Here is a 24,964-nt window from a genome sequence, read left to right as displayed (position 1 = left end):
GATCGGCGCATACAGTTCATCGGTCGTCCCGCTCAAAACAGCACCTCCTCAGTCGTCGTGCTTCTCGCGCCTGCGGATACGTCGTCGGCGGTTCCGCTATCCGCGTTGCCGTCGGCGACGGAGTCGTCGTCCACATCGTCCGCGTCGCCGTCGTCCGCAGTGGCTTCCGCAGTCGTTTCATCGTCGGCTGCAGCATCGTCGGCTGCGGTCATGTCGGTTACGATGCCGTCAGTTACAATGGTCGCATCGTCGTCCTCGTCGCGCTCGTCGGGTGCGGCGCTGGACGCGCCGATGATGCCGAGGATGTCGCCAAAGTCGCCGTCGGCGTCCACATCGTCCGCGTGAGCCGACGTCCGCGGCGCGCGCGTCGCGGCCATATCGACGTCCGTGTCCGGCGTCGCGGCTTCCGTTTCGGCGTGTCCGTCGTCGTCGCCGACGGCTGCGGCGTCGCGGTTGGCGTCGTCATCGGCGACATCGTCATCCGCGGCGTCATGTTCGTCGTCCAGGCCGAGCCAGCGGTTGATGCGATCTGCGTTGAGCACGACCGGTACGAGCTTCGTGATCACGTACATCATGTCGTCGCCGCCGTCCTCGAGGAACCCGTAGGTGCGCATCGCGCCGATGAGCCGGTCGGCGCGCTGCACGACCGCCTCCTCGCTGTTGCGGCCGGCGAAGGGACCGCCGCCGACGCTCAACGCCTGCACGATCTCCTCGCGCGAGACGATCCACGAGGCGGCGTCGACGCCCACGTTCTCGTATTCGAGCACCTTGCGGCGCAGCATCGCGACGACCGCCGCCTCCTCGGCGCTGAGCGTCACGCGCGTCTTGAGCGAACGGATGGCGTACTCGTCGGCCCGGATCGGCTCGGCGTACATGACGCCGTAGTATTCGTCGACGACCGGCACGAGCAGGTCGTTGTTGAGCGAACGGCGCACGTCGTCCATGTACTCGCGCGCCTGCCGGTACAGCTCGCCGCTGATCGCGCGGTTGCGCTTGAGCGCGATCGCCGCCTCACGCGCCGGCGCCGGCATGTCGCCGATGTCGCCGTCAAACAGTGCGTGCACGTTCGCGAGGTCGGCGACCCCGGCCCCGTCGTCGACGCCCTCCCGCCAGTCGCCGCCGCTCGCCGCGGAGACGACGCCGGCGTCCACGTCGGCATCGTTGTGCTTCGTCATCGCCTCTGCCACCTTTCCATCCGTCATCGTCGGCCCGGTCGCCTGGCCCGTCGTACTCGTCATGTCGTCGTTCACGCCGTCGTCCGTCATGCCGCCGCCCCGTCGCCGCGCACGGTCGCCGCCATCGGCGCCGCGTCCGTCTCCTCGAGGAAACCGTCGAGCGCCCGCTGCGGCACGAGCAGCGCACGCGTGCGCCAGCGGCGTTCCCGGCCGTCGGCGCCGACGCAGCGCCAGACGCGTTCATCATCGCCGTCATGCGTCTCCGCATCGCCTTCGCCGCCGAAATAGCTGAGGAAACCGACGACCTCGCTTTCCCTGCGTTCGTCGGCGGGCAACGCGTTGAAACTCGCCGCCATGTCCACGTCGGCGCCGACCCGCACCGGGTTCGCGGCGATCAGAGCGACCATGTGGCGCACGCGCGGGCCGCCGGCCGCGACGATCGTGGCCAGATCGGCGATCGGGGCGGCCGACGTCTCCGCGATCGCCGGCGCGACGGCCCGCGCCGGCGTCCGCCTCGGGCGTCGGCGCAGCGTCGGCAGCGACGCCTCGGCGACGCCCGCGTCGAAACGACGCCTCGACTTCGTGCGCGCCTCGTCACTCAACCGGGTGAACAGCCGCGCGAGGCTGCGCGACATCGTGCGGAACTGCATATCGGTCTGCTGGCGCACGATCAGGCGGATGCTTTCGTCGGTGACGCGGATCTGGCGGCGCACGTCGTCGATGCCGCGGTAGATGTCGTCGAACTCGCGGTTGACGACGCTCATCAGGTCGTCGGCTTCGCCATGCAGCCATTCGCTGTTCGAGATGTCCTGCAGCGCCTCGTTGAGTTCGGCGCGGCTCTCCGGCGCGTACATCACCTGGAACGCGTCGTTGAAACGGCGGCCCTCGTCGCTGAGGTTGTAGACACGGTCGAACTGCTCATGGTAGAACGTGAGCATCTCGTCGCCGCTCATCGTGCCGTCGTCGATGCGCCGGCGCAGCGCGTCGCCGTTGTCGCGCTCGGCGATGACGAGTTCCCGCAGATCCACCGGCACGCCGCGCAGCGTGTTGTAGACGACGTTGATGATGTCGGAGACCTGCTCGCGCGTCGGACGGTCCTCGATGCCGTGCGCCTTGAGCTCGTCGATCTGCCGTTGGCGTTGCGCGATCTCGTCCTCCAGCAACTCGATGCGTTCGCCGACGTTCACGGTGAGCTGTTTGCGCGCGTTCTCGATCTCCATGATGATCGAATTGACCTGCGCGCCGGAGAGCGATACGGTGCGCCGCTGCAACGTCGCGAGCGCCTCGATCGCGCGGTGCGCGCGCTGCGTGAGGCGGCACATGACGCGGTGCTGGCGCCGGTCCATCGAGTCGGCGATCCACGCATAGTCGCCGGCATCCTCGGATTTGAGCTCCTTGAGGATGCGGCGCGCGGCCATCATGTCGTCCTCGCCCTCGCGCGGCGCGTACTCGCCGGCGGCGGCCAGTTCGCCGATCGCCTCGCGCATCCTCGACAGCAGCCGCTCCTGTGGCACCTCGGCGGTCAGCGGATCGAAGCACGAACGCAGCATCGCGATGTAGACGTCCGCGTACTTGTGCAGCAGCATGCGCAGCACGCCGGTCTCGTACACAGGCCGCAACTGCGCGAGCTCGGTCCTCACATCCGCCATCTGCCGCCTTTCTCTCACATCATTCCGCACGTCCGTTCGTCCGTGGACATGCCATTTTCCATTGTAGCGAAAGCGCGGCGCGCGGACCGATGAGGCAACGGTGATCCGGGTGCAGATACGGAACCATTGCGTGACGGGCGAACATCGGTTGCGCAGCCGGATGCGAATCCTAGACTGGCGGGTATGACGGAGTTGACGATCAAGCGCGCGTATGCGCCGGCGGACGAGGACGACGGCTACCGGATCCTCGTGGACCGGCTGTGGCCGCGCGGCATGTCCAAGGAACGCGAGCATCTCGACCTGTGGATGAAGCAGATCGCTCCGAGCACCGAGCTGCGCAAGGCGTGGGGCCACGACCCGAACCGGATTCTCGAGTTCGCTGAAAGCTACCGGCTCGAGCTCGACGCGAACCCGGCGGTCGAGCAGCTCGAGCGGATCATCCGCGACCATCCGAAGGTCACGCTCATCTATGGCGCGCGAGACCCGGACGTCAACCACGCCCGTCTGCTGCGCGACTACCTCGAGGAGCGCATGGCAGCGAAGTAGGTCACGGAGACGGGATGACTTCGACGTCTCATTTCATGTCTGAACGGAGCTTCATAAGCTTCATAAGTCGGCTCACTCCTCTTTGCGGCGTCCATGCTGCTTCCCTCGCGCTTTCGAGGTCATGACCAGGGCGGCGACTCCGAGGAGGAGCCATCCGGCTGGCTCCATCACGCATACGGCGAGCGCGCCGACGATGACCGCGGCGACATGGCAGATGCAGATTACGGCCAGCATCCATTTGCCGCCCAGCACCATCTTTTGCCCGAAGCCGAGTCCCGCGAACGGGTTCCTTCCCTGCTCGGTTACATTGAGGAAGCGCTTCAGCCACGCCGTGAAACCGTGCCGCGCCAACGGCCGTCCATCCGATGTAGCCGAGGCTGCCTTCGATTGCGACGTTCGCGCGTGGATCCAACTGTCGGAGAATCGCGCGTCGTTCAGTGCGGCTCGTACATGGTCATCGCCACGAAAACGCAGGCGCAGCTGCCGCTCCAGCGCATTGGCTTCCTCGACCTGTCCGATGGCGCGCAGCGACCGATGCAGCGCCAATCCGTTTTCAACGTCATTGCCATCCGCACGCCAAGACTGCTCGTGCAGGTTCTTCGCGCCCAGAGCCAGTCTTTTGCGTTCGTTCACCAATGAACGCACTTCCATCGCGAGTTCATCGTCGGCAACAAGATCTTCCGCGCAACTGATCGCCGCATCGGCTTCGGCGACATTATCGAGTTCCATCGCCAACATCGCGTGCAAGGTCCATACCTCCGCATCCTCTTCGCCATCTGAAGCCAGATACTGCCGAGTCAATCGCAATGCCCGCGCATGCTCCCCCATCTCATACAGATTCATTGCCTCGATTGCCACGTCCGTCGCGTCTTGCGTGTCCATCGGCGATTCGGCCATCATCGTCTTCTTTTTCATTGCATCCCCCGCAGTCAATCGATCATCGTTCATTGCATCCTGAATGGGCGTCACTCATAGCGCAGTGAAAGCATCCAAGCAGACGCGCCTCGCTACTTCGTCTCGCTCTCCAATGCCAACAAGAGACTTTGTTCCTGCTGATAGCGCTCGTGATTCTCCTCGATACGCGCATGCACGCCTTGCATGGACAGCATGAGCATCTCAATCTGGACACGGGTCGTGCGCATCGTTGCTTCCTGCGCCGCTTCGGTCCGCAACAAATCATGCAGGATCTGCAACTGGGAGGTCATCTGCTCCTGCTGACGCAGCAGCATTTCACGTTCCTGTTCGAGCGATCGCAGCAACTGCTGCTGAATCTGCCAGTCATGCCGCAGCTGCGCCTCATGCTGGTCAAGAATCTTCTCCGTCAGGTTCCTTTGCTCGGTTACCTGTTGCCATGCCTGCTGCTCACGCCTTTCCGCCGCCATCCTGCGGTCGGTCTCCATGGACAGTTTCTCCTGTTCGAACTGCAGACGCTGTTCGGCCAGTTTACGCTTCATCTTCTGCCGCATGCGGCTGCGTTCGAACTTGCGAAGCTCCTGCTGATGCTGCGTTTCGGCAGCAAGACGCTCCTGCAATGCGATCTCGTTTCGTCTTGCCTCCCTGCGAGCGGAAAACATGGAAGCAATTCCGGCAATGCCAATTACGGCGGCCGCAGTCACGACGGCGGCGGCGAGACTTCCACCGGAACCGCTGTCAGCGCCCCGCTCGTCATAGTCGTTATCGTCATCCTCCACCCGTGTCAGATGAGGGATGGCCATCAATCGACCATGATCATCTCGAATGCCGTTGTCCATATGGCCGCCATGATCCCACGCCCATTGGGCCTTATCGTCCATGGTGTAATGCGGTTTCCCCATAGCAGTGCTCTTCCCGTCGCCAAAGTCCCAAACAGTTGCCGCCCTCATTGTATGGAGTCGACTCCGGCGTTCCACATCATGTTGGGAATCATCCACGAAACATCCATCATGGTGTGCATCGTCATTGCGAAGGAACCATGTCATCCCGTATCAGCGTGGCATACACGGTTGATACAGCACCGATATGCACATCAAGCGAAAGGCGGCAAGGCTTGCGTCACATGCAGACCGGCATTCATGAGGGCGGCGGCGCGGGAGGGGTCGGTCGTGACGAATGCGGTGGAGTCAGGGTCGAGGTCGAAGGCGACGAGGGTTTCCTCGGGCGTCAGGCGACCGTCGATCGTGCCGTCGAGCAGGCTCAGCCAGGGGTATTTCTCATGCATGAGGGCGACGGCGCCGCTCGAGCAGTTCGCGAAGCCGTACAGGCGGACGCCGGCGGCGTGCAGTTCACGAAGCCGCGTCGGGACGCCGTCGGGCATGTCGTAGAAGCCCAGCATGCGGTTCTCGAGCAGCAACCGCATGATCCAGCCGACGGCGGGGCCATGCTCACGCGAATAGTCATCGATGATCCGTTCGTCGCCCCAACCTTCGATGGCACGGCGGCGATAGTGGTCGTAGCCGTGCGGGTCGTCGGCGTCGAAGAACATCGCGGTCACGCCGGCCGGATAGAACATGCCGACGACACGCTCGGGACGCCAGTCGACGAGCGCACCGAAATAGTCGAGGACGACGGCGGTGGCCGAAGGTCCGCTGTGCTGGGATTCGAGGGATTCATTGGGCACAGCCGCCATCGTAGCAGCGGCGCGGCGCGCCGGCTGATCGCGGATCAGAACAACGGCTCCATCGACGCGGTCGGGGCCGCCTTCGGCTGCGACGTGGTGCTCTTCACGATCTCAGCCGGCGGTTCCGGTTGCGCCGGATGGTCGCGCAGATCGCGGTCGATCCACGCCATGACGAGCGCTGCGAGCCGGTTCACCTCGGCATCGGTGAGAGCGCGGCCCTTGGGGATGCGGTGCCAGCGCATGATGCAGCCACGGCAGCAGGTGGCCGTCGCATGCTGCGCCGCGAACACCGGATGACCTTTCCACGGCGTCTGTTTGCCGTCCTTGATCGGCTGGGCGCCGCCGACGCGGGTACGCAGCATCTCATGGGCGTGACGGTCGATCGTCGCCCTGCCCTTCGCGCGCGCATAGGCGCGGTCGGCGTCCGACAGCCGGAACTTCGCACGGAACGGCGAGCCGGACAGCCGTCGCAGCGTCCACGCGACCCATTGCGGATCTCCGACGGGTTCTGGCGTCGTCCCCTGAACCGGCATGTCATGTCCCATAGGTCCTCAAGCGTAGTCGTTTCGCCGTGGCGGGCAACCTGCTGCGGCGAATCTTCACGCAAATCGGACGGGGCTCAGGTCAGTCGACACGGCAGTGGACGTTTTCGTCGGCCACGGGCGGCATTCCGCCGTTGCCGTCCGCGGAGCCCGGAATCAGCTTCCCGGGGCGGTGCATTCATCACCGCAATCGGCATGGCCGTGACCAATCCCTGTCTGCGCGACTGCGGACACACGGCCGCCGTCTCGTCGAAGAGGCAGCGGCTTGACGTCAATTCCCGCCGAATCCGCCGACGCCGCCGCAGCGCGAGTGTTCGTCGAATATGCCCTTCTGCGCGACGAGCGAATCCACGACTGTGACTGCCGTAGCCGCACTACTCTAATCCGGTAAATGGGCATATAGGTCATTTTGTGTTGATTTAGAGTTCTAGGCGGTGGTGTCTGGGTATCGGGTGGCGATGTGGAATTCGTTCCAGTCGATGCCGGTGCCGAGGGTGGGTTGGCTGGTGACCGTCCCCGTCCCCACGAGAGCACTCGCCAAATTGTCTCCAGCGCCGTATCTGCGATTTTGGGGTGGATGTCCTCGCAAACCCCGTCACTGAAAGCCCCAATCTGTGCGGTTTACGCGCAAAACCGATAAGAACCGCACAGATCATCGGAAACTCTCCAAGGACACCCACCCCAAAATCGCAAATGCACTCAAGCCTCCGCGCAAACAGCCAACTCAACCAGCAGCAACGGCAACCCTTCTCAGCAAGCCCGTATACCTCCATGAGTCAGAACACGCACCACGGTTCGGCGGATTCCCAGATGCAACCGTTTTGCCGCGGCGGCCCACCCACCGCGGCGAATTTTCAGGGAAATCGGACGGTTTGCAGGTCAGTCGACGAGGTAGTAGACGTTTTCGTCGGCGGGAGGCGGCGGCCGCAGTGCTTCCGGACGATGCAGGAACGGCGTGTCCGGATCCGGCGGCGTCACCCCGTAGAAGGCGTACTGGTCGTATTCGTCATGCTGCAGAAGATCAAGGCCCTTCGCGTAATAGGTCAGAGTAAGCGACTGCCGGATGTCGGAACCGTAGGCGTAGTCGCCGGACAGACAGGCCTCCCCTTGGTTCTCCCCGGCGCGATCGTTCATGCAGTAGGTGTCCGATTCCGGCGCCTTCAATTCCAGCGCATGATCCTTCACCGTGCCTTCCGGGAACCACGTTGCCCTCACCGACGACTGGACGGTGAGTGTCGTCGACATCGCGTCATGCTTTACATAGCCGCTGCGCGGACCGGTTACCGTGCCGTCATCGTCCAACGTCAGGCAGTCACCGGTTTTCTTCTGACAGTACCTGCCGGCGATCGGAGTGAAATCGCCGCGTTTGGCCGCGGATCGGATCTGCGCGATCGTCATGTCGGCGGCCTTCTGCTTCGCTGGCGCCTTCGTCGCCACGTCGCAGCCCTGCTCATCGCAGACCGCTTCACCCTCACCCATCGCCGTCCAATCGAAAGGTGACGACTGCACGAGGTAATACGCGGATTCGGCGCTCGGAGCCGGAGCGAATTTCATCTTCGGAGAGCCGGATTCAGTCGGGATGAACGGATTGACCGCCGTCCCACCATCCGTGGAGAGGGCGCTCACTTCGCGGTCGTCGGCATCATAGAGCTGCGGGTCGCGAATCAGCAGATACGGCCGGTCGGCATCCGCCTCCTCCGCCTTCTCGTCGGATTGCACGAAATACCCGCTTCGACTCACACTCGCGATGTCGGCGTCCACCGGCACAACGATCAGATAATCGCTCATGCGATACACCAGTCCGCTGTCCTCGTGTCGCCGGCCGTCGTCATCCGACTCCTCCCAGTTCTTCGGGGTGCCGTGGTCGCAATACCAGCCGACGCCGTTCCTTGGCTGCGTGCCGCATAGCGCGAGCTGGTTCGTGTCGTAGATGTCCAGGACGCCGGTGGTTCCGGTGCCGAGCTGGTGTCTGAACGCCCCTTCCGGCTTGTCCACGTCATAGTCGGGCATATAGTGCACCCTGGGGAGGTTGTCCAGTCGTTCTGCGCCGACGTGTTCGCCGTCCCGTTTCATCTGCAGGTAGCACACCGGTTGTGTTCCCTCATCGATGGAATCCGTTGGCGCCAGTTCGATGCAATCGCCGGCGTCGGTGCACCATTGCCCGATCAGCGTGGACAAATCGGACGGTGTCTTGCCGTGATACAGCTCGCTCTCCTCGACACCGTCGGCGGTGATCATCATCGACGCACGCAGATCCTTCGCGTTCGCCCCGATGTACATCGTCGCCCGGGAGGCCGCCGACTCCTTGCCGATCTGCGGTTCGGTGCGCACCACCTTGCCGATCATGTCGCGGTCGGCGGGCACTAGTTTCGTCCCGACTTCGAATCCACGCGATTTGAGCAGACCCTCGGCTTCGGCCTGCGCCATGCCATAGACCTCCACCGGCACGCCATCGCCTTTGACCCCAACGACGAACTTGATGCCATCGAGCGAATCGGGGGCGGGCTCACCCCCGCTTGTTCCCGTATCCGTTCCATCCGCTTCGCCGGTATCCGTCTTCGTCGCAGGCGTCTTCGCGGTGTCGTCCCGCTTTTCCAACGCATGTCCGTCCTGCGGGAACGTGGCGACGACTTTGCCCGGATCGTCCGACACCATCGTGTACTTCGTGACAGGCACGCCCATATCGGACAGAATCTTCGTCGCCGTCCCCTCGTCTTCGCCGACGGTCCCTTCCGGCACGCCGGGCCCGAGCGATTCGACGACGGTGATTTCCTGAGTGCGTTCGACCCGCTCGCCTTCCTGTACGCCGTCAAGCCTCAGATACGCGCCACGCTTCTCCTTGCTGAATTCCTGACGTTTCTTCGCGTTGAAACGATCACCTTGCAATCGGGCGAGCACATCGTCTGCCGACAGGATCTCGTCATCCGCGCTGAAATACGGCACCGCATGGCTTCCCCACAGATGCAGGTTATAGGTGACGGCGCATCCGGTGACCACGAGCAGCGCAAAGACAACCATCGCGATGATCGTCAGCGGCAATTTGCGTGGATTGCGGGCCGAAGCCTTCATATGATCGCCGGAAGGCGGGCAAGGTGGCGGCGGCGCCCCCATTTCGGTCGGCGGTGGCACCGACGGCAACGGCACTGCGGGAATTGGCGGCATCGCTCCCTTCGCAACGGTCGTTACATCAACGGAATCCATAGCCGCCCGCAATTTGCCACCGCAGTTACGGCAGAATTCAGCGTCCGGAGCGCGATACGCCCCGCAGCGCGAACATGTCTCCGACGTTTTCTCTTCTCTCATCGGGGTCTCCTCCTCTGCCCGAGCGTTCTGATTTTACCAGCGACTTCATCTTGCTGTCCTCTTTGTTACCCAGATTGCGTATGCGTACAAAAAGCATCCTGGAGCCGTATCTGCGATTTTGGAGTGGGTGTCCTCGCGCACCCCCTCGCTGAAAGCCCCGATCTGTGCGATTTACGCACAAAAACGATAAGAACCGCACGGATCAATGACCGCTTTCCGAAAGCCCCCACCCCAAAATCGCAGATACGACCCGAACCTCCACTTTCCCAACGGGCCGGCGACAACGGGCATGGGCATGACGGCTCCGGAGACGGCGATGGCGAGCGCCACGAAGGCCACGACCGGCAAACCGATGGTGGACAGCGGCGTCCGCGTCGCACCGTCTTTTCCCGCGGCGGAGGCATCGGCCCCGGCCGAGCCATCGGCGCCCGTCTTATCGGAGGAGAGCGGTTCGTCAGGCGTTGCAGCGCCTCCGTTCCCGTTGCCGTTCGCGTCCTTGGCGAGTACATCGTCCGTCCCCCCGTCGGCCCGTCGCCGGGCGCCTGCTCCGTGGTCGCCGGCGTCAACGCGTCGTAGGCCGCATTGAGCGCGTCCTTCGCCGCGGCCACCAAACGCCCAGTCCTTCGTGATCTGCGGCGTCGCGCTGCCGCCGGTGCCGGAAGTGTCGAGCGCCGATCCGGTCGCGTAGTCGAAGGGTGTGCCGTCCTTGCCATCCCATGCGGTGATAATCAGGCTCCTCGAACGGAAAGCGTCCCGCCCGACGCCCATGTAGTTGTAGCCTTTGATCTCCTTGCCGGAACTGACCGTGTCGCCGTTCGCGTCCACCGAGTAGATCGGATTACCGTCCGCGTCGAGCGGATATCCGTCCTGTCCCCACAGGTTCGCGGTGACGGCTGCGAGCCCGTCGCTGTCGGTGTAGCTGCCGATGCGCGATTCACGGTACCACGGGTCGCCGGTCGTGGCGGTCGGATGGATGAGCAGTTCGGCGCCGCTCGCCGCATAGTAGCGGCCGAGTTCGGGATAGAAATGGCCGTCGCGGCAGATGCTGCTGATGCCGGCTTTGAGCGCACCGCCGTCGGAGCCGGTGAATTCCGGCATCTCAAAGATGCGCGGCGTGTTCCCCGGCACCGACCAGACCTGCTTCTCCTGTCCGGCGCGGTGCATCTTCTGGAACGATTCGGTGTGGCCGTCCGGGAAGACGACGGCGGCCGAATTGTAGACCTTCCTCACGCCGTCGGCGTCGGCGATCGGGCCGCCGTCGGGCATTTCCGGCAAGCCGAACACGATGTACATGCCGAGCCGCTTCGCCGTGTCCGCCATCGTCCTGACCGACACGCCGCGCGTGTCGTCGCCGTCGGCGCCCTTGACCTTTTCGGCGAGCAGCACCTGCATGTAGTCATCGCTCGCCGCCAGCGCACGGTTGACGTCGGCGTTCGCGCTGTGCGCGTTCGCGTCGTCCTTCGGATCGGTGCTGTCGTAGCCGGTGAGCACGGTCTCCGGGAACACGAGCAGGTCGACGTCGTCGGCCGCGGCCTGTTCGGCGTATCGGACCATCATGTCGACGTTCGCCTGCTTGTCCGCCCACACGCCGGCGACGTTGGCGACGGCGACGCGCGGACCGTCCTCGGGACCGTAGTAGTTGCTCAGCGATGTGCCCGATTCCTGCTTGTCCGCGAGTTCGGCGTACCACTTGGCGTAGTAGTCAGGATGGGAATCGTTGGCGACGCGCGTCGTCGACGGATAGCTCACCCGCAGGTCCTTCGAGTTCGCCAATGCGCCTTCCGTGCCGACGATGAGCGAGCCGTCGGCGTTCTGGGCGGCGGAGTAGTAGGCGGAACCGCGCACGATGACGCTGCCGCCGGGGAAATCGTAGGGCCGCTTGCCGTCGCCGTCCGGGGCAGCCGTTGGCGCCGACGAGATCGGCGGAGGCGATGACGAGGCCGTCGCCCGACGCAATCGATTCGAGACGGTTGCGGTTAATACCATTCCCATCCCTTGCCGTCCTTGACGCCGTCGCCGTCGATGTCGCGGTAGCTGCGGGAGGTAGCGGTCGGATTGATGAGGATGCCCGCGCCCTGCGCGGCGTAGTAGCGTTCGATCTCCGGATTCGCAGGTGTCGTAGCAGAAGCTCAAGCCCGCCAGGCCCCATTCGGTCTGCAGCAGCGCCGGCGTCGTGCCGGGCGTCGCCCACGAGCCCTCCACCGGCGCGATCTTCTGGTAGCTGACGACCTTGCCGTCCGGGGACGCGGCGAGCGCAGAGTTGTACGTGTGGTCGGCGTCCCCCGGGATGCGCTCCGACGTGCCGAAGACGACCCACATGCCGTATGCGGCGGCCTTGTCGGCGAGTTCGCGGGTGGTCGGGCTGGAGATCGTCTCGGACTGGGACATGGCCATCCTATACGCGGCGGAGTCCGGGTCGCTTGACGAGACGTAGCTGGTGAGCGCCATCTCCGGGAACACGATCATCCTAACGCCGGCGGCGTGCGCCTCGTCGATGCACTTGAGCATGCTCGCCTTGTTCGCTTCCTTGTCTCCCCATACCGGGTGGAAGTTGACGACACTCAGCGCGCCGGCGGGGATGACGCCGTTCGTCACGACGTTCGGCGCCGTGGCCGCGGCCGCGCTGTAGGTGGTGTCGGCGAACGCGGCGTGGGCGCCGAACGCGCCGAGCGACGCGCACATCGCCAGCGCGCCGACGCCCGCCGTTGGAATGCATTGGAATCGCGAACCTGCCATGCACAAGCATATGGTTGCCTCTCTCTTCACGTCCGCACGGAAACGACTTCACTCAACGAACCCCATCTACGACGTGCCGGCAACGGCCATAGGTGAGCTGCAGACAGCAACCACGCTAAAAACGCCGGGTTTCGCGCAGCCGAACGTTGGGTTTCCGGCGCGCTCCCCCACGATTACGAAACGATTTCGGCGCATGCCAACCATTTGCCGGAGCACATCGTTCGGAAACATCGGCGCCGGTATCGCGCGCGGCCGCGCGAGGGAACATGGCGCGCCGCGGGAAACGGTGTATCGTTGAGCGCAGACGTGCGCCCGGCACGCCCAACGGCCGCGAGAAAGGATCGATATGACGCAACTGACGGATATGCTTGACGCATTCAAGAAGGACGACTGCCTGACGTCGCTATCGTACGCGGGCGCACGCGCATGGGACCTCGTCAAGCTCGACATCTCAATCAAAGCCTATGACGGCGGCGGCACGATCGTCTTCACGCAGAAGGGCGACGAGATGCCTGACGCCGACGTGCAGGCGCTGCTCGAACGCGAGGTCCCCTACCTCGTCATGTTCGTCTCGAAGCCGTGGCTCAAGTCGTACATGCGCACACGCTACGCGAGCGATGCGAGCGTCTTCCGCTGGGACGTCGTCGGCCCCGACGGCGGCGACGTCAAGGACGAGGCCGTGCAGCGCGCGGCCGCCGTCACGTTGCCCGGACTGCTCTACGCGACGTTCGGCTATTCGCCGCAGTACTACGAGAAGAACGGCTACCAGATCTGACCGGTGGCGCGCATACGTGCGCATCGCACCACGGCTCGCCGCCGTGCCCGGACCACCGCTCCGCAGACGTCACACGACGGGTGACATGCCGCGTGACGTCTGCGAATCACGTGACCTTCGCGAATACGGGACGGCGCGCTCTTCGCATTTCAACATACGTGACCGCGCCCCACATCGCGGGCGGCGTCACGGAACACCAACCGACCAATCGACCATCATCGAGGTGACCATGGGATTATTCAACGCATTCGCCGGCAACCTGCAGCAGGTCAGCAACGACCAGCTCATGCAGCAGTACGGGCCGTTCCTGTTCAACGGCGAGCAGATCACGAACGGGTATCAGCTGATCCGTGACGCCGTCGTGTTCACGAACATGCGCATCATCTTCATCGACAAGCAGGGCGCGACCGGCGCGAAGGCGCGTTACAAGACGATCCATCTCGACGCGATCGTCGACGTCGAGGTGGAGACGGCCGGCGCGATCGCCGACGACAGCGAGATCAACATCACGTATCTCAAGGACGTCTATCAGCGCAAGACCGGTACGGAGACGCTCGACGAGATCACGCTCGAGTTCCCGCGCAAGTTCGACATCGCGCCGATCTACCGCTATCTGGGCGAACTGGCGATGGCGAACCGGCAGCGCATCAACGCGAAGTGAATGAAGCCGCGTCGCACGGCGCGGACGGCACGAACCGTTGCGAATACAAGAAAACCCGCCATTGCTGGCGGGTTTTCATCCGTGGAGCCGCGGGGAATTGAACCCCGGTCCGGTGACCGTACCCTCGTACTTCTACGTGCGTAGTCTGCTGACCACTGGGGTGGTTTTTCGGCCCCCATCAATGTCGCAGACGACTGATGGCGAGCCTAGCCACAGTCAAAGTCCCCACGTCACCCTGCGGTTCAGTGACGTAGGCAAGTCCTCTAACGACGCCCGACCTCTCCCCGAAGACCCGGGAGAGCGGACGGAGCCACGCTCGCTGGATTAGATCTGATTACGTTGAAAATCAGGCAGCGAGAGCGAACTCAGTGCGGTTAGATTTAGCACTTAATTTAAATTGCAGAGCACATCACGAGCGGACTCTACATTCTCGGCACGCTTCTCCGAAGCGAACAGATCACCGTCGAAACCAAATCGGCCCCTCTTGAATTATCAAACTCCGGCGATGAGCCTCGCGGCCTCACCAAACCGGACTTCTCAATATAACACGACCGTCCTGAATCGGCAAGCCCGACAACGCCATCAGCACAGTTCGCCCCATGCAGACCCCTTCCCGCCGCCCGTCCGCGTCCGCATGTGCGATTACCAGGTGCTCGATACCGTTTCGATTACCATCAGCTCCACAACCGTCCACTATCCGCGTCGTACCAGTATCCGCACTTCGAAGATCGGACCTGAAACCTACGTTTTAGGTACACAGATGGGTACACGCATGGCCTCTGCCGGCCCAAGGATATCTCCTCTCCCTCGCGCCCCAGCGTCCCATCCAGCGCATGCGTACGCAGCCCAAGTCGCAGACGTGCGCCCCAACATCTTAGTCCGCGCACGCATACGCACTCTGAGTCGCACACAGCCTCCCCAGCGTCCTGGTCCGCGCACACGTACGCAATCCGAGCCGGACACCGGACCGCCGCCATCCCGACCAGCGTATGCATACGCAATCTGAGTCGCACCCAATCATCCCAATGTCACATACCGCGCACGCATACGCAGCCCGAGCCGCACACAGCCGCCCCTGCGTCCCGCACAGCGCACGAATGCGCGCGGCGGGACGCGAGTCGTCGGCCGGCCGGCTGCCCGCGCGGCTACTTGATGATCGGCCGATTCGGCGCGGAGACGTTGATCTGCTTTTTGTCGCCGATGACCTTCGGGTCGTTCATGATCTTGTCCGCGATCGCCATCTTGAGCTTGAGGTCGGTGTCGTCGCCCCAAACGACGGTGATGCCGTTCGCGAAGGTCGTCGTGATCGAATCCTGCGTCGGCGCGTTCACAGCGGTGACGTCCGTGCGCCACCCTTCCGGGAACGCATCGAGGATGACGACGGCCGACTGCAGCGCACGGCTTCCGACGGCGTCATCGACCGAGTCCACGTCGATGACGGGGATGCCTTTCACCGACTTCGCGTCGACGGCGTTGAGCACGCGCGCCTTGTTGTCGACGGCCGTGAGCGTGTCTCCTCCTTTGACGCGCAGCATCGCCGCGGGACGCTGCGCCTCGACGTGCACGTCGAGCCCGTTCGGGAACCGCTTCGTCGCCTGTGCCGAGGAGACGCCGGGAATCTGCGACAGCTGCTCCTCGACGGCCCCGTCCGAGACGAGCAGCAGCGATTTGCCGGCCTGTCCGCGCGCGATCGTCATGATCTGCTGCTCGCTCACCCACTGGTTCGCGCCCGACACGGCGATCCTGTCCGGATTGAGCCGCAACACCGGTGAGAAGAACAGCAGCCAGACGATGGCCGCGACGACGGCGATCGCGCCGACGGCGGCCGCGACGCGCGTCACTGTCTGCCGCAGGTTCGCGCGACGACGCTCCTTCTGCCGTTTCGTGAAGTCGACGACCTTCGGGCGCGTCGCCACGCCGACGGCGCCTGCGGTCTGCCTGAGCGTCTTCGCGACGATGTCCTCGCTGCGCATGTTGTTGGCATCGACGAAGGATCCCGGCTCGCTTCTGCTGACCGGCTCGTCGACGATGCGTGTGCGGCGCACCTGCGTCGTCTGGCCGCCGCGTTTCGGCAGCAGCCCTCGCATCCGCGCGACGAGCGACCGTCCGCCGCGTCGCCCCCGCTTCGACGGCGCCGTCGCGGCCGGGCGCGGCGCGGCCGCGTTCCTCTCCGTCGCCGCCGACGACGCCGACCCCGACGACACGGTACGTGCACCGTCATGCCGCGCGCCCGTGTTCGACGCGACGCGCGGTCGCGACGACGGCGTCCCGACCGGGAAGCGATGCTCCCCCGTCTTCGGCGACGGCGATTCCGGATCCTTGGATCGTCTCGCGTCGCCGCTGCGCTTCGACGCCGAATCGGACGTCGCGCCGGCCACGGAAGCCGCGCCGGACGACGACCTGCGGACGCGTCCGCGTTGCGTCGCATCGGCGGTCCCGTCCCGATGCGACGAGATCGTGCGCCCGCGGCCGCCTTCATGCGCGCCGGACGCCCCGCCCGACGCCCTCCTGCGCGTGCCGCCGTCCGTGCCGTCCGACGATGATCTGACGCTGCGCCCGGCCATCAGTCGTCCTTGCCGGCGTGCGCCTCGAGCACGTGCGCGATGACCGGCGCCATCTTCGTGATGTCGCCGGCGCCGACCGTGAAGACCACGTCGCCCGGCTTCGCGCGCATCGCGATCATCTGCGCCGCCGTCTCCATATGCTCCTCGACGTCGATCGGCGTATCCGCGCCGGCCATGCCGGCGATCGTCGCCGCGCCCACGCCCGGGAAGTCCTGCTGCCTCTCACGCGCCGGGAAGACGCCGGTGACGATGACGTCGTCCGCCGATCCGAGCGCGTCGGCGAACTCCTTCGCGAAGAACTTCGTGCGGGAGAACAGATGCGGCTGGAAGAGCACGTGGATCGTCGCCTCCGGGTAGCGGCGGCGCGCCGCGTCGAGCAGCGCGGCGATCTCGGTCGGATGGTGCGCGTAGTCGTCGACGACGGTCACGCCGCCGACCTGCGCGCGGATCTGGAACCTGCGGGCGGCGCCCAGGAAGGTCGAGACGGCTTCGACGGCCTGATGCGGATCCATGCCGAGCAATGTCGCGGCGACGATCGCGGCCGTCGCGTTCCTCGCGTTGTGCAGCCCGGGCACGGCGAGCGTCACCGGCACGGTCACGGTCCCCGCATCGCCGTCGCCGGAGTACGGCCGTCCTTCGGCGACGCTTGCGGGCATCTCGAGCGCGAAACGTTCGGCGCCGTCGCCGGCGTGCTCCGTCTCGGCGGCGATGCGCACATAGCGCGCGCCGTTGAGCTCGCCGACGTCCTCGCGCGCCGCCGTGCCGTAGGCGACCGCGTGCGCCGCCGTCGCCGGGTCGAGCCGGCGCAGCACGGCGAGCGCGTTCGCGTCGTCGGCGCATACGACGATCGCGCCGCGCGCGTGGCCGAGGTGGTCGACGAAGGCGGCGTGGTAGGCGTCGGCATCGCCGTAGTGGTCGAGGTGGTCGGGTTCGGCGTTCGTGACGATCGCGATATGCGGCGCGTACTTCGCGAAGCTGCCGTCGGATTCATCGGCCTCGGCGACGAGCACGTCGCCGGCGCCGGCGTGGCCTCCGTCGAGCGTCGAGCCGTCGGGGCCCTGGATCGATGCGCCGATCGCGTAGCTCGGGTCGGCGAGCGAGCCGGAGCCGGCATGCGTGAGGATATGGGCGAGCATCGAGCTCGTCGTCGTCTTGCCGTGCGCGCCGGCGACGGTGACGGCGCGCCGCCCGTGCATGAGCAGCGCGAGGATGTCGCTGCGGTGCACGATCCGCGAACCCTGCTCGGCGGCCGCGACGATCTCCGGGTTGTCCGCCTTGATCGCGCTCGAGTAGACGACGACCTGCGCGCCGCGCACGTTGTCCTCATGCTGGCCGATGCTCACCGGGATGCCGAGCGCGGTGAGGCGTTCCGTCTTCGCGCCCGCCCGCATGTCCGAGCCGTCGACGTCGACGCCCTGCTCGTGCAGCATCTCGGCGAGGACGGACATGCCGGCGCCGCCGATGCCGATGAAATGCGTCCGTCCGAGGTCCTGAGCCCGCTCCGCTGGCGCGAAGCGCGCGATCGTCGGGTCGAGGTCGATTGGCTGCGGTGTCTGTTCGTTCACTGGAAAACACGCTCCTGTTGTCATTGTGTTGATGTTGCCGTGGCCGATGGTGCGTCCGGCGCGCGGCCGTCGTTATACGGCGGCGGCCTCGGCCCCGGCGATGTCGAGGACGCGGCGCGCCATGCGGTCGGCGGCGTCGCGGATGCCGTAGCGCCAGGCGCGCTCTCCGTAGCCGCGCAGCGTCGCGGGGTCGGCGAGCAGCGCCGGGATGTGTTCCTCGACCCAGGTCGTCGTGAAGTCATGGTCGTCGACGAGCAGGCCGCCGCCGGCCTCGACGACCGGCTGCGCGTTGAAGCGCTGCTCGCCGTTGCCGATCGGCAGCGGCACGTAGACGGCGGGCAGTCCGAGCGCCGTCAGCTCGCTCACGGTGCCCGCGCCGGAGCGGCAGATGACGAGGTCGGCGCAGGCGAAGGCCTTGTCGATCCGTTCGAGGTACTGCGCGACATGGTAGTCGCGTCCCGGCTGCGAGTCCTCGCCGAGTCCGGTGAGCACCTGCGCGCCGGCCGACTGCACGACGCGGTCGCGCACCTCGTCGATCTTGCCCTTGCCGGTCAGGTGGACGATCTGCGTGTGGCGCACAAGCGTGCCGGCGGTGCCGGAGACGGCGCGGTTGAGGCTCGCCGCGCCGAGCGATCCGCCGGTGACGACGATGACCGGACGCTCCGGGTCGAGGCCGAGTTCGCGCGCGTTGCGTTCGCGGACGCCGGCGCGGTCGTGCTGCAGCTGTTCGGCGAGCGCAGCGATCGCCGGACGCAGCGGCAGTCCGACGCGTTCTACGGCGCCGCCCTTGGCCGGCGTCAGGCCGGTGCCGTCGTAGGCGGTGCCGATGAACCGCGCCCAGCGCGAGCCGAGCTTGTTCGCCATGCCGGCGTGCGCGTTCTGCTCGTGGATGACGACGGGGACGCCGAGCTTGTGCGCGGCCGCGTACGCCGGCGCCGAAGCGTAGCCGCCGAAGCCGACGACGACCTGTGTGCCCTGCGCGCCGATGAGATCCCTGACCTTCGCCGTCTCGCGGCGCCATTTCGCGGGGAACTTGACCATGTACACGCCGGGACGGCGCGGGAACGGCACCTTCTCGATCGTCTCGAGGCGGTAGCCGGCTGCCGGCACGAGGTCGGCCTCGAGTCCGACGGCGGTGCCGAGCGCGATGATGTCCGCGTCCGGCTCGCTGCGGCGGATCGCGTCGGCGACCGCCAGCAGCGGGTTGACGTGGCCGGCGGTGCCGCCGCCGGCGAGTATGATGCGATGCCGCGTCCCGGCGTTCTTCGTACTGCTCATCTTGCCTTCGTTCTTGCCTTCGTTCATGCCTTCACTGTAGCCGACGCGCCCGAGCTCAGGCCTTCGCGCGTTCGGCGCGGATCTGCGGCTGGCTGCGCATCGCGCTCATGCACACGCCGGCCGCCGCCAGGCACATGATCAGCGACGTGCCGCCCGCCGAGACGAAGGGCATCGGCAGGCCCATGACGGGCAGCAGGCCGAGCACGACGGCGATGTTGATCAGCGCCTGGCCGACGATCCAGATCGTCATGCACATGATGAGCGACGACGCGAAGCGGTTCGGCGTCTTCACGGCCACGACGAGCATGCACCAGCCGATGACGACGAACAGCAGCAGCACGAGCAGGCCTCCGATGAAACCGAGCTCCTCGCAGATGATCGCGTAGATGAAGTCGTTGTGCGCGGCCGGTAGGTAGTTCCATTTCTCGCGCGAGTTGCCGATGCCGACGCCGAACATGCCGCCGGAGGCGATCGCGTAGCGCGCGTGCGTCGACTGGTAGCACACGGTCTGCGCGCCGTCCTCGCAGCCCCGGTAGGTCGCGAGGATGCGGCTCATGCGGTTGCCGCTCGTCACGACGAACACCGTGATGAACACAAGCGCGGCGACGCCGCCGCCGGCGAGCCACTTCTTCGGGAAGTCGCTCGCCGCGAACGCGACGAGGCCGATGAACACGAGGATCATGCAGGTGCCGAGGTCCTTGCCGCAGATGACAAGGCCGACGGCGGCGACGAACAGCGCAAGCGGCAGCCGGTAGTCCTTCAGCTTCGGCTGCGCGCCGCTTCTGCGGTGGGCGGCCTGCGCATGCTGCAGCGCGAGCGGCAGCACGATGCACAGCATGAGCTTGAGTGATTCGGCCGGCTGCAGCTGGACCGGCCCGAGCTTGATCCAGCCGCGGTTGCCGTACACCTCGACGCCGAGCGGCGAGAACGTGAGCAGCTGCAACGTCATGCACACCCCATACAGCCCGTACATGAATTTGGGCAGCCCGTAGGCGCGCAACGGCAGGAAGCGGCCTATGGCCATCAGCCCGAAACCAAGAAGGGCGAAGCCCGACTGGCTGACGAGCTGCGCCCACGGCGAGGCGCCGGCGGCGACCATCGAGACCGACGAGCTCGAGAACACCATGACGAGGCCGAACAGCGTCAACGCGAGCACGCATGCGAAGAAGCCGTGGTAGCACCACAGCGGGTTGAGGAACATGCGCCATCCACGGTACTGGGCGAAGTCGAGCGCCTCCCCCGCGCCCTTGTCCGACACGGCGCGCCGGGGAGCGGCTGCGCCCTGCGCCGTCGGCTGCGAACGCCTGCGCACCGCGTACCGCCGGCGCGGCGCCTCGACCGCGCCGTCCGACGAGGCGGTGCGCGGCTCGCGCCGCTTGCGTTCAGTCCCGGCCATACTCGCTCACCCACCGACGGGACTCGTCGGCGAACTCGTCGCCGCGCTGCGCATAGGAGCGGAACTGGTCCATCGACGCACAGGCCGGCGCGAGCAGCACGACGTCGCCGCCCTGCGCCATCGACGCGGCCGCCGTGACGGCGCGCGCCATGACGTTGCCGGCATCGGCCGGGTCGATGATCGCGACCGGCAGGTCCGGGGCGCCCGTGCGCAGCGCGTCGAGCATCGGCCGCTGGTCGACGCCGATGACGACGACGCCCTTGAGCCGGTCGCGCACCTCGGCGACAAGCCGCTCGAAGCGGCCGCCCTTGGCCAGGCCGCCGGCGATCCACACGACGCTGCCGGGCGCGAAGCTGGCCAGCGAGGCGCGCGCCGCATGGGCGTTCGTCGCCTTCGAATCGTCGACGAAGCGGATCGCGCAGCCGTCGGGCAGCGTCAGCCTGGCGACCTCCTCGATGCGGTGACCGCCGGGTTTGAAGCGCTTGAGCGCGTCGAGCGCGACGTCGATGTCGACGTCCATCGCCGTCACGAGGATGAGCGCCGTGAGCGCGTCGGCGACCAGATGCGGGTAGAGCGTGCCGTCCGGCTCCATCAGATGCGGGAAGTCGGCGAGCGCGGCGAGGCGGTGCGCGACGCCGATCGGCATGCCGGTGACGCCGGCCATGTCGACGATCCATCCGTCCTTGACGCCGATCTGGCCGGCGGCCGGTTCGTCGAGCGTGAAGCCGACGGCGACGCAGCCCTCGGCCGTCTTCGCCTCGCGCGCCAGCTCGCTGACGCGTTCGTCCTGCGCGTTGTAGGCGATGACGCGGCGCGCGCCGTCGAAGACCTTCGATTTGTCCTCGGCGTAGGCCTCGATGCCGCCGTGCCAGTCGAGATGGTCGGCGGCGATGTTCGTGATCGCGGCGCCGGCGAGCGCGAGCGAATACGTGAAGTGCAACTGGAATGAGCTCAGTTCGACGCACAGCACGTCGTTGGCCGGGTCGAGCGCGGCGTGTGAGACGGCCTTGCCGATGTTGCCGACGGCGGGTGCCGTCAATCCGCATGCGGTGAGCATCGCCGAGGTCATCTCGGTCGTGCTCGTCTTTCCGTTCGTGCCGGTGATGCCGATCCATGGCGCCGGCCGGCCGGTCCTCGCGTTGTCCACGCGCATGAGCCATGCGATTTCGACCTCGCTGACGACCGGGATGCCGCGGCGACGCGCCTCGAGGATGAACGGCGTGCGCGGGTCGAACACAGGCGACGTGCACACGAGGTCGACGCGCTCCCACGGGATGGCGTCGAAGGAGTCGAGGTCGGCGTCCGCCTTGTGCTCGTCGACGCCGATGACCTCCTTGGCGCGCGGGCGCAGGATGTCCACGACGCTGCGTCCCGAAACGCCGAGTCCCGCTACCACGACCGTCATATGCTCAAGGTCGAGTTCCATTTGTTGCTGTCCTTCCGTCCATGTCGTGGATCGTCTCGGGTCCGCGCGCCCGCATGCCGCCCGTCGTTGCGCGCGTCCGCGGGCGGCTTGCGGAACGCGCGGGGACGCTCAGGCGTGCCACAGGCCCGAGCGGGCGACCCAATCTCCGTAGAAGATGACGAGGCCGACCATGACGAACATGAGTTCGATCATCCAGAAGCGCACGACGACCTTGCCTTCCGTCCACCCTTCGAGTTCGAAATGGTGGTGGATCGGCGCCATCTTGAACACACGCTTGCCGGTCGCCTTGAAATAGCCGACCTGGATGACGTCGCTCATCGCCTCGATGACGAACAGGCCGCCGATGATGATCGCGAGGAATTCGGTGTGCGTCTCGATCGACAGCGCCGCGAACAGGCCTCCGAGCGCGAGCGAGCCGGTGTCGCCCATGAAGATCGACGCCGGATTGCAGTTGTACCACAGGAAGCCTAGGCACGCCATCGCCGCGCAGCAGGCGATGATCGCTAGGTCGAGCGGGTCGGAGACGGCGTAGGCGAAGCCGGAGCGCCCCGGTCCGGCCAGATGGTAGCTCTCCCAGATCGCGATGATCGCGTAGCCGACGAAGGCGACCATCGACGACCCCGCGCACAGGCCGTCGAGGCCGTCGGACAGGTTGACGGCGTTCGTCCACGCGGCCATCAGGAAGTTGACCCAGATGACGAAGAGGATGATCGCGAGCGCGCGGCCGGCGAACTCGAAGCTGATGAAGGGCTTCTCGATGAAGCTTATGCCGGCCTGCGCGCTCGGGAACCCGGATTTCGTCGGCAGCACGAGCGCGAGCACGGCGAACAGCGTCGCGAAGACGATCTGGCCGAGGAACTTGCCTCCGACGGTCAGGCCCTCGTTCTGCTTCTTGCGCACCTTCGCGAAGTCGTCGATGAAGCCCAGCAGCCCCATCGACGCCATCGCGAACAGCGCGAGCACGGCCGACCATGACGGCACGATGCCGTGGCAGCAGTAGCGGTACAGCGCGCTCGCGCCCCAGCCGAGGAGCACGGCGAGCACGATGACGACGCCGCCGAGCGTCGGCGTGCCTCGTTTGACGAGGTGCGACTGCGGTCCGTCCTGACGGATGTACTGCCCGTAGTCGAGCTTGTGCACGATGCGGATGAGCAGCGGCGTGCCGATCATCGTCACGATCAGCGAGACCAAGATGCCAATGATGAGTGCGATCACCTGAGGTTCTCCATTCGGTTGCGTGGTTGCCGTGGATTGCGTGGCCTCATCGCGCGCCGCCGGTCCAGCGCGTCGCCAGCGCGCTCAGCCCGGAGGCGTGGGAGCCCTTGAGCAGCACGGCCATATCGGCGTGCGCGGCGTTGAGGCGGCGCACGGCCTCGTCGGCGTCCGCCGTGTTCGTGACGGCGGCGACGCGTCGCGCGTCGCCGGCGCCGAGCGCCTCGCGCGCGCCGTCGGCGATGGCCTGCGCCAACGTGTTGAGATGCCCGTCGCCGTCGGCGCCGACCGCGATGAGCGCGTCGGCGCCCGCCTCGACGGCGTAGCGGCCGACGTCGCGGTGCGCGCGCTCCTCGTCGGCGCCGAGCTCGAGCATCGCGCCGAGCACGGCGACGCGGAACGGCTGCGTGTCCTCCTGCGCGCGCCAAGCGACAAGCCCGTCGATCCCGGCGCGCATCGAATCGGGGTTCGCGTTGAACGAGTCGTCGATGAGCGTGAAGCGGCCGCCGCCGCGCGCGACCTCGGACACGGCCATGCGGTGCGGGCTGACGGCCGTGACCGCGGAGAGCACGTCGGCGATCCGTGCGAGCGGCATCCCCTCGAGGCGTGCGACGGCGGCCGCGGCGAGCGCGTTCATGACGTTGTGCGCGCCGCCGATGCCGAGCGTGACGCGCTGTTCGACGCCGCCGTCGTCGACGATCGTGAACACGGGGCGTCCCAGATCGTCGAGCGTGACGTCGTCGGCGGCCACGTAGCCGTCCTCGTCGTGCGCCTGCGCATGCTCGAGGCCGAACCAGGAGACCTTGCCGGGTGCTATCGCGCTCATCGCCGCGACGCGTTCGTCGTCGGCGTTGAGCACGCTCACGCCGTCGTCGAGCAGGCCGCGCACGATCTCGCTCTTCGCCTGCGCGATGTGCTCGACCGAGCCGAACTCTCCGAGGTGCGCGACGCCGACCTTGAGCACGACGGCGACGTCCGGCGGCGCGATCGTCGTCAGATGCGCGATCTCGCCCAGATGGTTCGCACCCATCTCGGCGATGAGGTAGCGCGTGCGCTCGTCCACTTCGAGCGCCGTCAGCGGCAGACCGATCTCGTTGTTGAACGAGCCGACCGGCGCGATCGTCGCGCCGATCGTGGACAGCAGCGCGTTGAGCAGGTCCTTCGTCGTCGTCTTGCCGACCGAGCCGGTGATGCCGACGACGGTGAACGGCGCGCGGCTCTCGCGGCGCATGCGCAGATTGGCCTTGGCGAGCAGTCCGAGCGCCTCGACGGTGTCCTTGACGACGATCTGCGGGCACGGCACGTCGGGGATCTCGTGGTCGACGACCGCGCCGATCGCGCCCTGCTCGGCGGCCCGCGCGACGAAGTCGTGGCCGTCGACGTGCTCGCCGGCGATCGCGACGAACAGCGAACCTTCGCGCGTCTTGCGCGAATCGGTGACGACGTCGGCCACGATTCGTCCGGCCGTCGCGTCGTCCGCGTTGATCAGGCGGCCGTCGGCCGCCCGGGCCGCCCGGCCCAGCTTCATCCTCATCATCGT

Annotated in this window: 18 protein-coding genes and 1 other RNA gene; 3 read left to right on the top strand and 16 right to left on the bottom strand. The window is 66.3% G+C overall.

Going from position 1 to position 24,964, the window contains the following annotated elements; translation table 11 throughout:
- Positions 1-32: 32 nt before the first annotated feature.
- Positions 33-1,265: a DUF4194 domain-containing protein gene (locus D2E22_RS10675; RefSeq protein WP_241218243.1), complete on the bottom strand. Its 1,233-nt coding sequence runs from the start codon at positions 1,263-1,265 to the stop codon at positions 33-35.
- The gene (locus tag D2E22_RS06070) at positions 1,262-2,824 is read right to left on the bottom strand and encodes a DUF3375 family protein (protein ID WP_126032209.1); all 1,563 of its coding nucleotides are present in this window, start codon (positions 2,822-2,824) and stop codon (positions 1,262-1,264) included. The genes D2E22_RS10675 and D2E22_RS06070 overlap by 4 nt, the downstream gene beginning before the upstream one ends.
- A 183-nt stretch (positions 2,825-3,007) precedes the next feature.
- Here D2E22_RS06070 and D2E22_RS06065 point away from each other — a divergent pair, with 183 nt between their 5' ends.
- On the top strand, positions 3,008-3,370 hold the full coding sequence (locus D2E22_RS06065; RefSeq protein ID WP_126032208.1) for a DUF488 domain-containing protein: 363 nt from the start codon (positions 3,008-3,010) through the stop codon (positions 3,368-3,370).
- 72 nt (positions 3,371-3,442) lie between these two features.
- Here the strand turns inward: D2E22_RS06065 and D2E22_RS06060 are convergent, their stop codons facing one another.
- The 6 genes from D2E22_RS06060 to D2E22_RS06035 form a co-directional block, all read right to left on the bottom strand.
- Positions 3,443-4,318 (bottom strand): hypothetical protein, encoded by an 876-nt coding sequence (locus D2E22_RS06060; RefSeq protein WP_126032207.1) that lies wholly within the window; start codon positions 4,316-4,318, stop codon positions 3,443-3,445.
- Between the two features lie 59 nt (positions 4,319-4,377).
- On the bottom strand, positions 4,378-5,232 hold the full coding sequence (locus D2E22_RS06055; RefSeq protein ID WP_126032206.1) for a hypothetical protein: 855 nt from the start codon (positions 5,230-5,232) through the stop codon (positions 4,378-4,380).
- Positions 5,233-5,375: 143 nt separating this feature from the next.
- Positions 5,376-5,966, bottom strand: a complete 591-nt coding sequence (locus D2E22_RS06050; RefSeq protein WP_126032205.1) for an HAD family hydrolase — start codon at positions 5,964-5,966, stop codon at positions 5,376-5,378.
- Positions 5,967-6,010: 44 nt separating this feature from the next.
- On the bottom strand, positions 6,011-6,499 hold the full coding sequence (locus D2E22_RS06045; RefSeq protein ID WP_126032300.1) for a DUF4186 family protein: 489 nt from the start codon (positions 6,497-6,499) through the stop codon (positions 6,011-6,013).
- An 888-nt stretch (positions 6,500-7,387) separates the two neighbouring features.
- Positions 7,388-9,526: a PASTA domain-containing protein gene (locus D2E22_RS06040; protein WP_126032204.1), complete on the bottom strand. Its 2,139-nt coding sequence runs from the start codon at positions 9,524-9,526 to the stop codon at positions 7,388-7,390.
- A gap of 456 nt (positions 9,527-9,982) precedes the next feature.
- Entirely contained in the window at positions 9,983-12,547 is a 2,565-nt protein-coding gene (locus D2E22_RS06035) for a carbon-nitrogen hydrolase family protein (protein ID WP_206431377.1), read from the bottom strand.
- 346 nt (positions 12,548-12,893) lie between these two features.
- Here D2E22_RS06035 and D2E22_RS06030 point away from each other — a divergent pair, with 346 nt between their 5' ends.
- A complete protein-coding gene (locus tag D2E22_RS06030) occupies positions 12,894-13,322 on the top strand; it encodes a hypothetical protein (RefSeq protein WP_126032203.1) in 429 nt (142 codons plus the stop codon).
- 229 nt (positions 13,323-13,551) lie between these two features.
- Positions 13,552-13,983: a PH domain-containing protein gene (locus tag D2E22_RS06025; protein WP_126032202.1), complete on the top strand. Its 432-nt coding sequence runs from the start codon at positions 13,552-13,554 to the stop codon at positions 13,981-13,983.
- Between the two features lie 79 nt (positions 13,984-14,062).
- Here the strand turns inward: D2E22_RS06025 and ssrA are convergent.
- The 8 genes from ssrA to D2E22_RS05985 all read right to left on the bottom strand — a co-directional run bounded on the left by ssrA (position 14,063) and on the right by D2E22_RS05985 (position 24,961).
- Positions 14,063-14,465: a transfer-messenger RNA gene (gene ssrA / locus D2E22_RS06020) on the bottom strand.
- Between the two features lie 663 nt (positions 14,466-15,128).
- The gene (locus D2E22_RS06015; RefSeq protein WP_206431375.1) at positions 15,129-16,547 is read right to left on the bottom strand and encodes a cell division protein FtsQ/DivIB; all 1,419 of its coding nucleotides are present in this window, start codon (positions 16,545-16,547) and stop codon (positions 15,129-15,131) included.
- Positions 16,547-18,136: a UDP-N-acetylmuramate--L-alanine ligase gene (gene murC, locus D2E22_RS06010; protein WP_126032201.1), complete on the bottom strand. Its 1,590-nt coding sequence runs from the start codon at positions 18,134-18,136 to the stop codon at positions 16,547-16,549. The genes D2E22_RS06015 and murC overlap by 1 nt, the downstream gene beginning before the upstream one ends.
- A gap of 48 nt (positions 18,137-18,184) precedes the next feature.
- Entirely contained in the window at positions 18,185-19,390 is a 1,206-nt protein-coding gene (locus D2E22_RS06005) for a UDP-N-acetylglucosamine--N-acetylmuramyl-(pentapeptide) pyrophosphoryl-undecaprenol N-acetylglucosamine transferase (protein WP_126032298.1), read from the bottom strand.
- Positions 19,391-19,445: 55 nt separating this feature from the next.
- The gene (locus D2E22_RS06000) at positions 19,446-20,786 is read right to left on the bottom strand and encodes an FtsW/RodA/SpoVE family cell cycle protein (RefSeq protein WP_126032200.1); all 1,341 of its coding nucleotides are present in this window, start codon (positions 20,784-20,786) and stop codon (positions 19,446-19,448) included.
- Entirely contained in the window at positions 20,773-22,212 is a 1,440-nt protein-coding gene (gene murD, locus D2E22_RS05995; RefSeq protein ID WP_126032199.1) for a UDP-N-acetylmuramoyl-L-alanine--D-glutamate ligase, read from the bottom strand. The genes D2E22_RS06000 and murD overlap by 14 nt, the downstream gene beginning before the upstream one ends.
- A 108-nt stretch (positions 22,213-22,320) precedes the next feature.
- Complete coding sequence (mraY, locus tag D2E22_RS05990) at positions 22,321-23,427, bottom strand: phospho-N-acetylmuramoyl-pentapeptide-transferase (protein ID WP_126032198.1); 1,107 nt, start codon at positions 23,425-23,427, stop codon at positions 22,321-22,323.
- A 46-nt stretch (positions 23,428-23,473) separates the two neighbouring features.
- A complete protein-coding gene (locus D2E22_RS05985) occupies positions 23,474-24,961 on the bottom strand; it encodes a UDP-N-acetylmuramoyl-tripeptide--D-alanyl-D-alanine ligase (protein ID WP_126032197.1) in 1,488 nt (495 codons plus the stop codon).
- Positions 24,962-24,964: the final 3 nt, after the last annotated feature.

Source organism: Bifidobacterium castoris, assembly GCF_003952025.1.
Taxonomy (GTDB): Bacteria; Actinomycetota; Actinomycetes; order Actinomycetales; family Bifidobacteriaceae; genus Bifidobacterium; species Bifidobacterium castoris.
The sequence above is the reverse complement of the archived record's forward strand: the minus strand, read 5'-3'. Positions and strand labels throughout refer to the sequence as shown.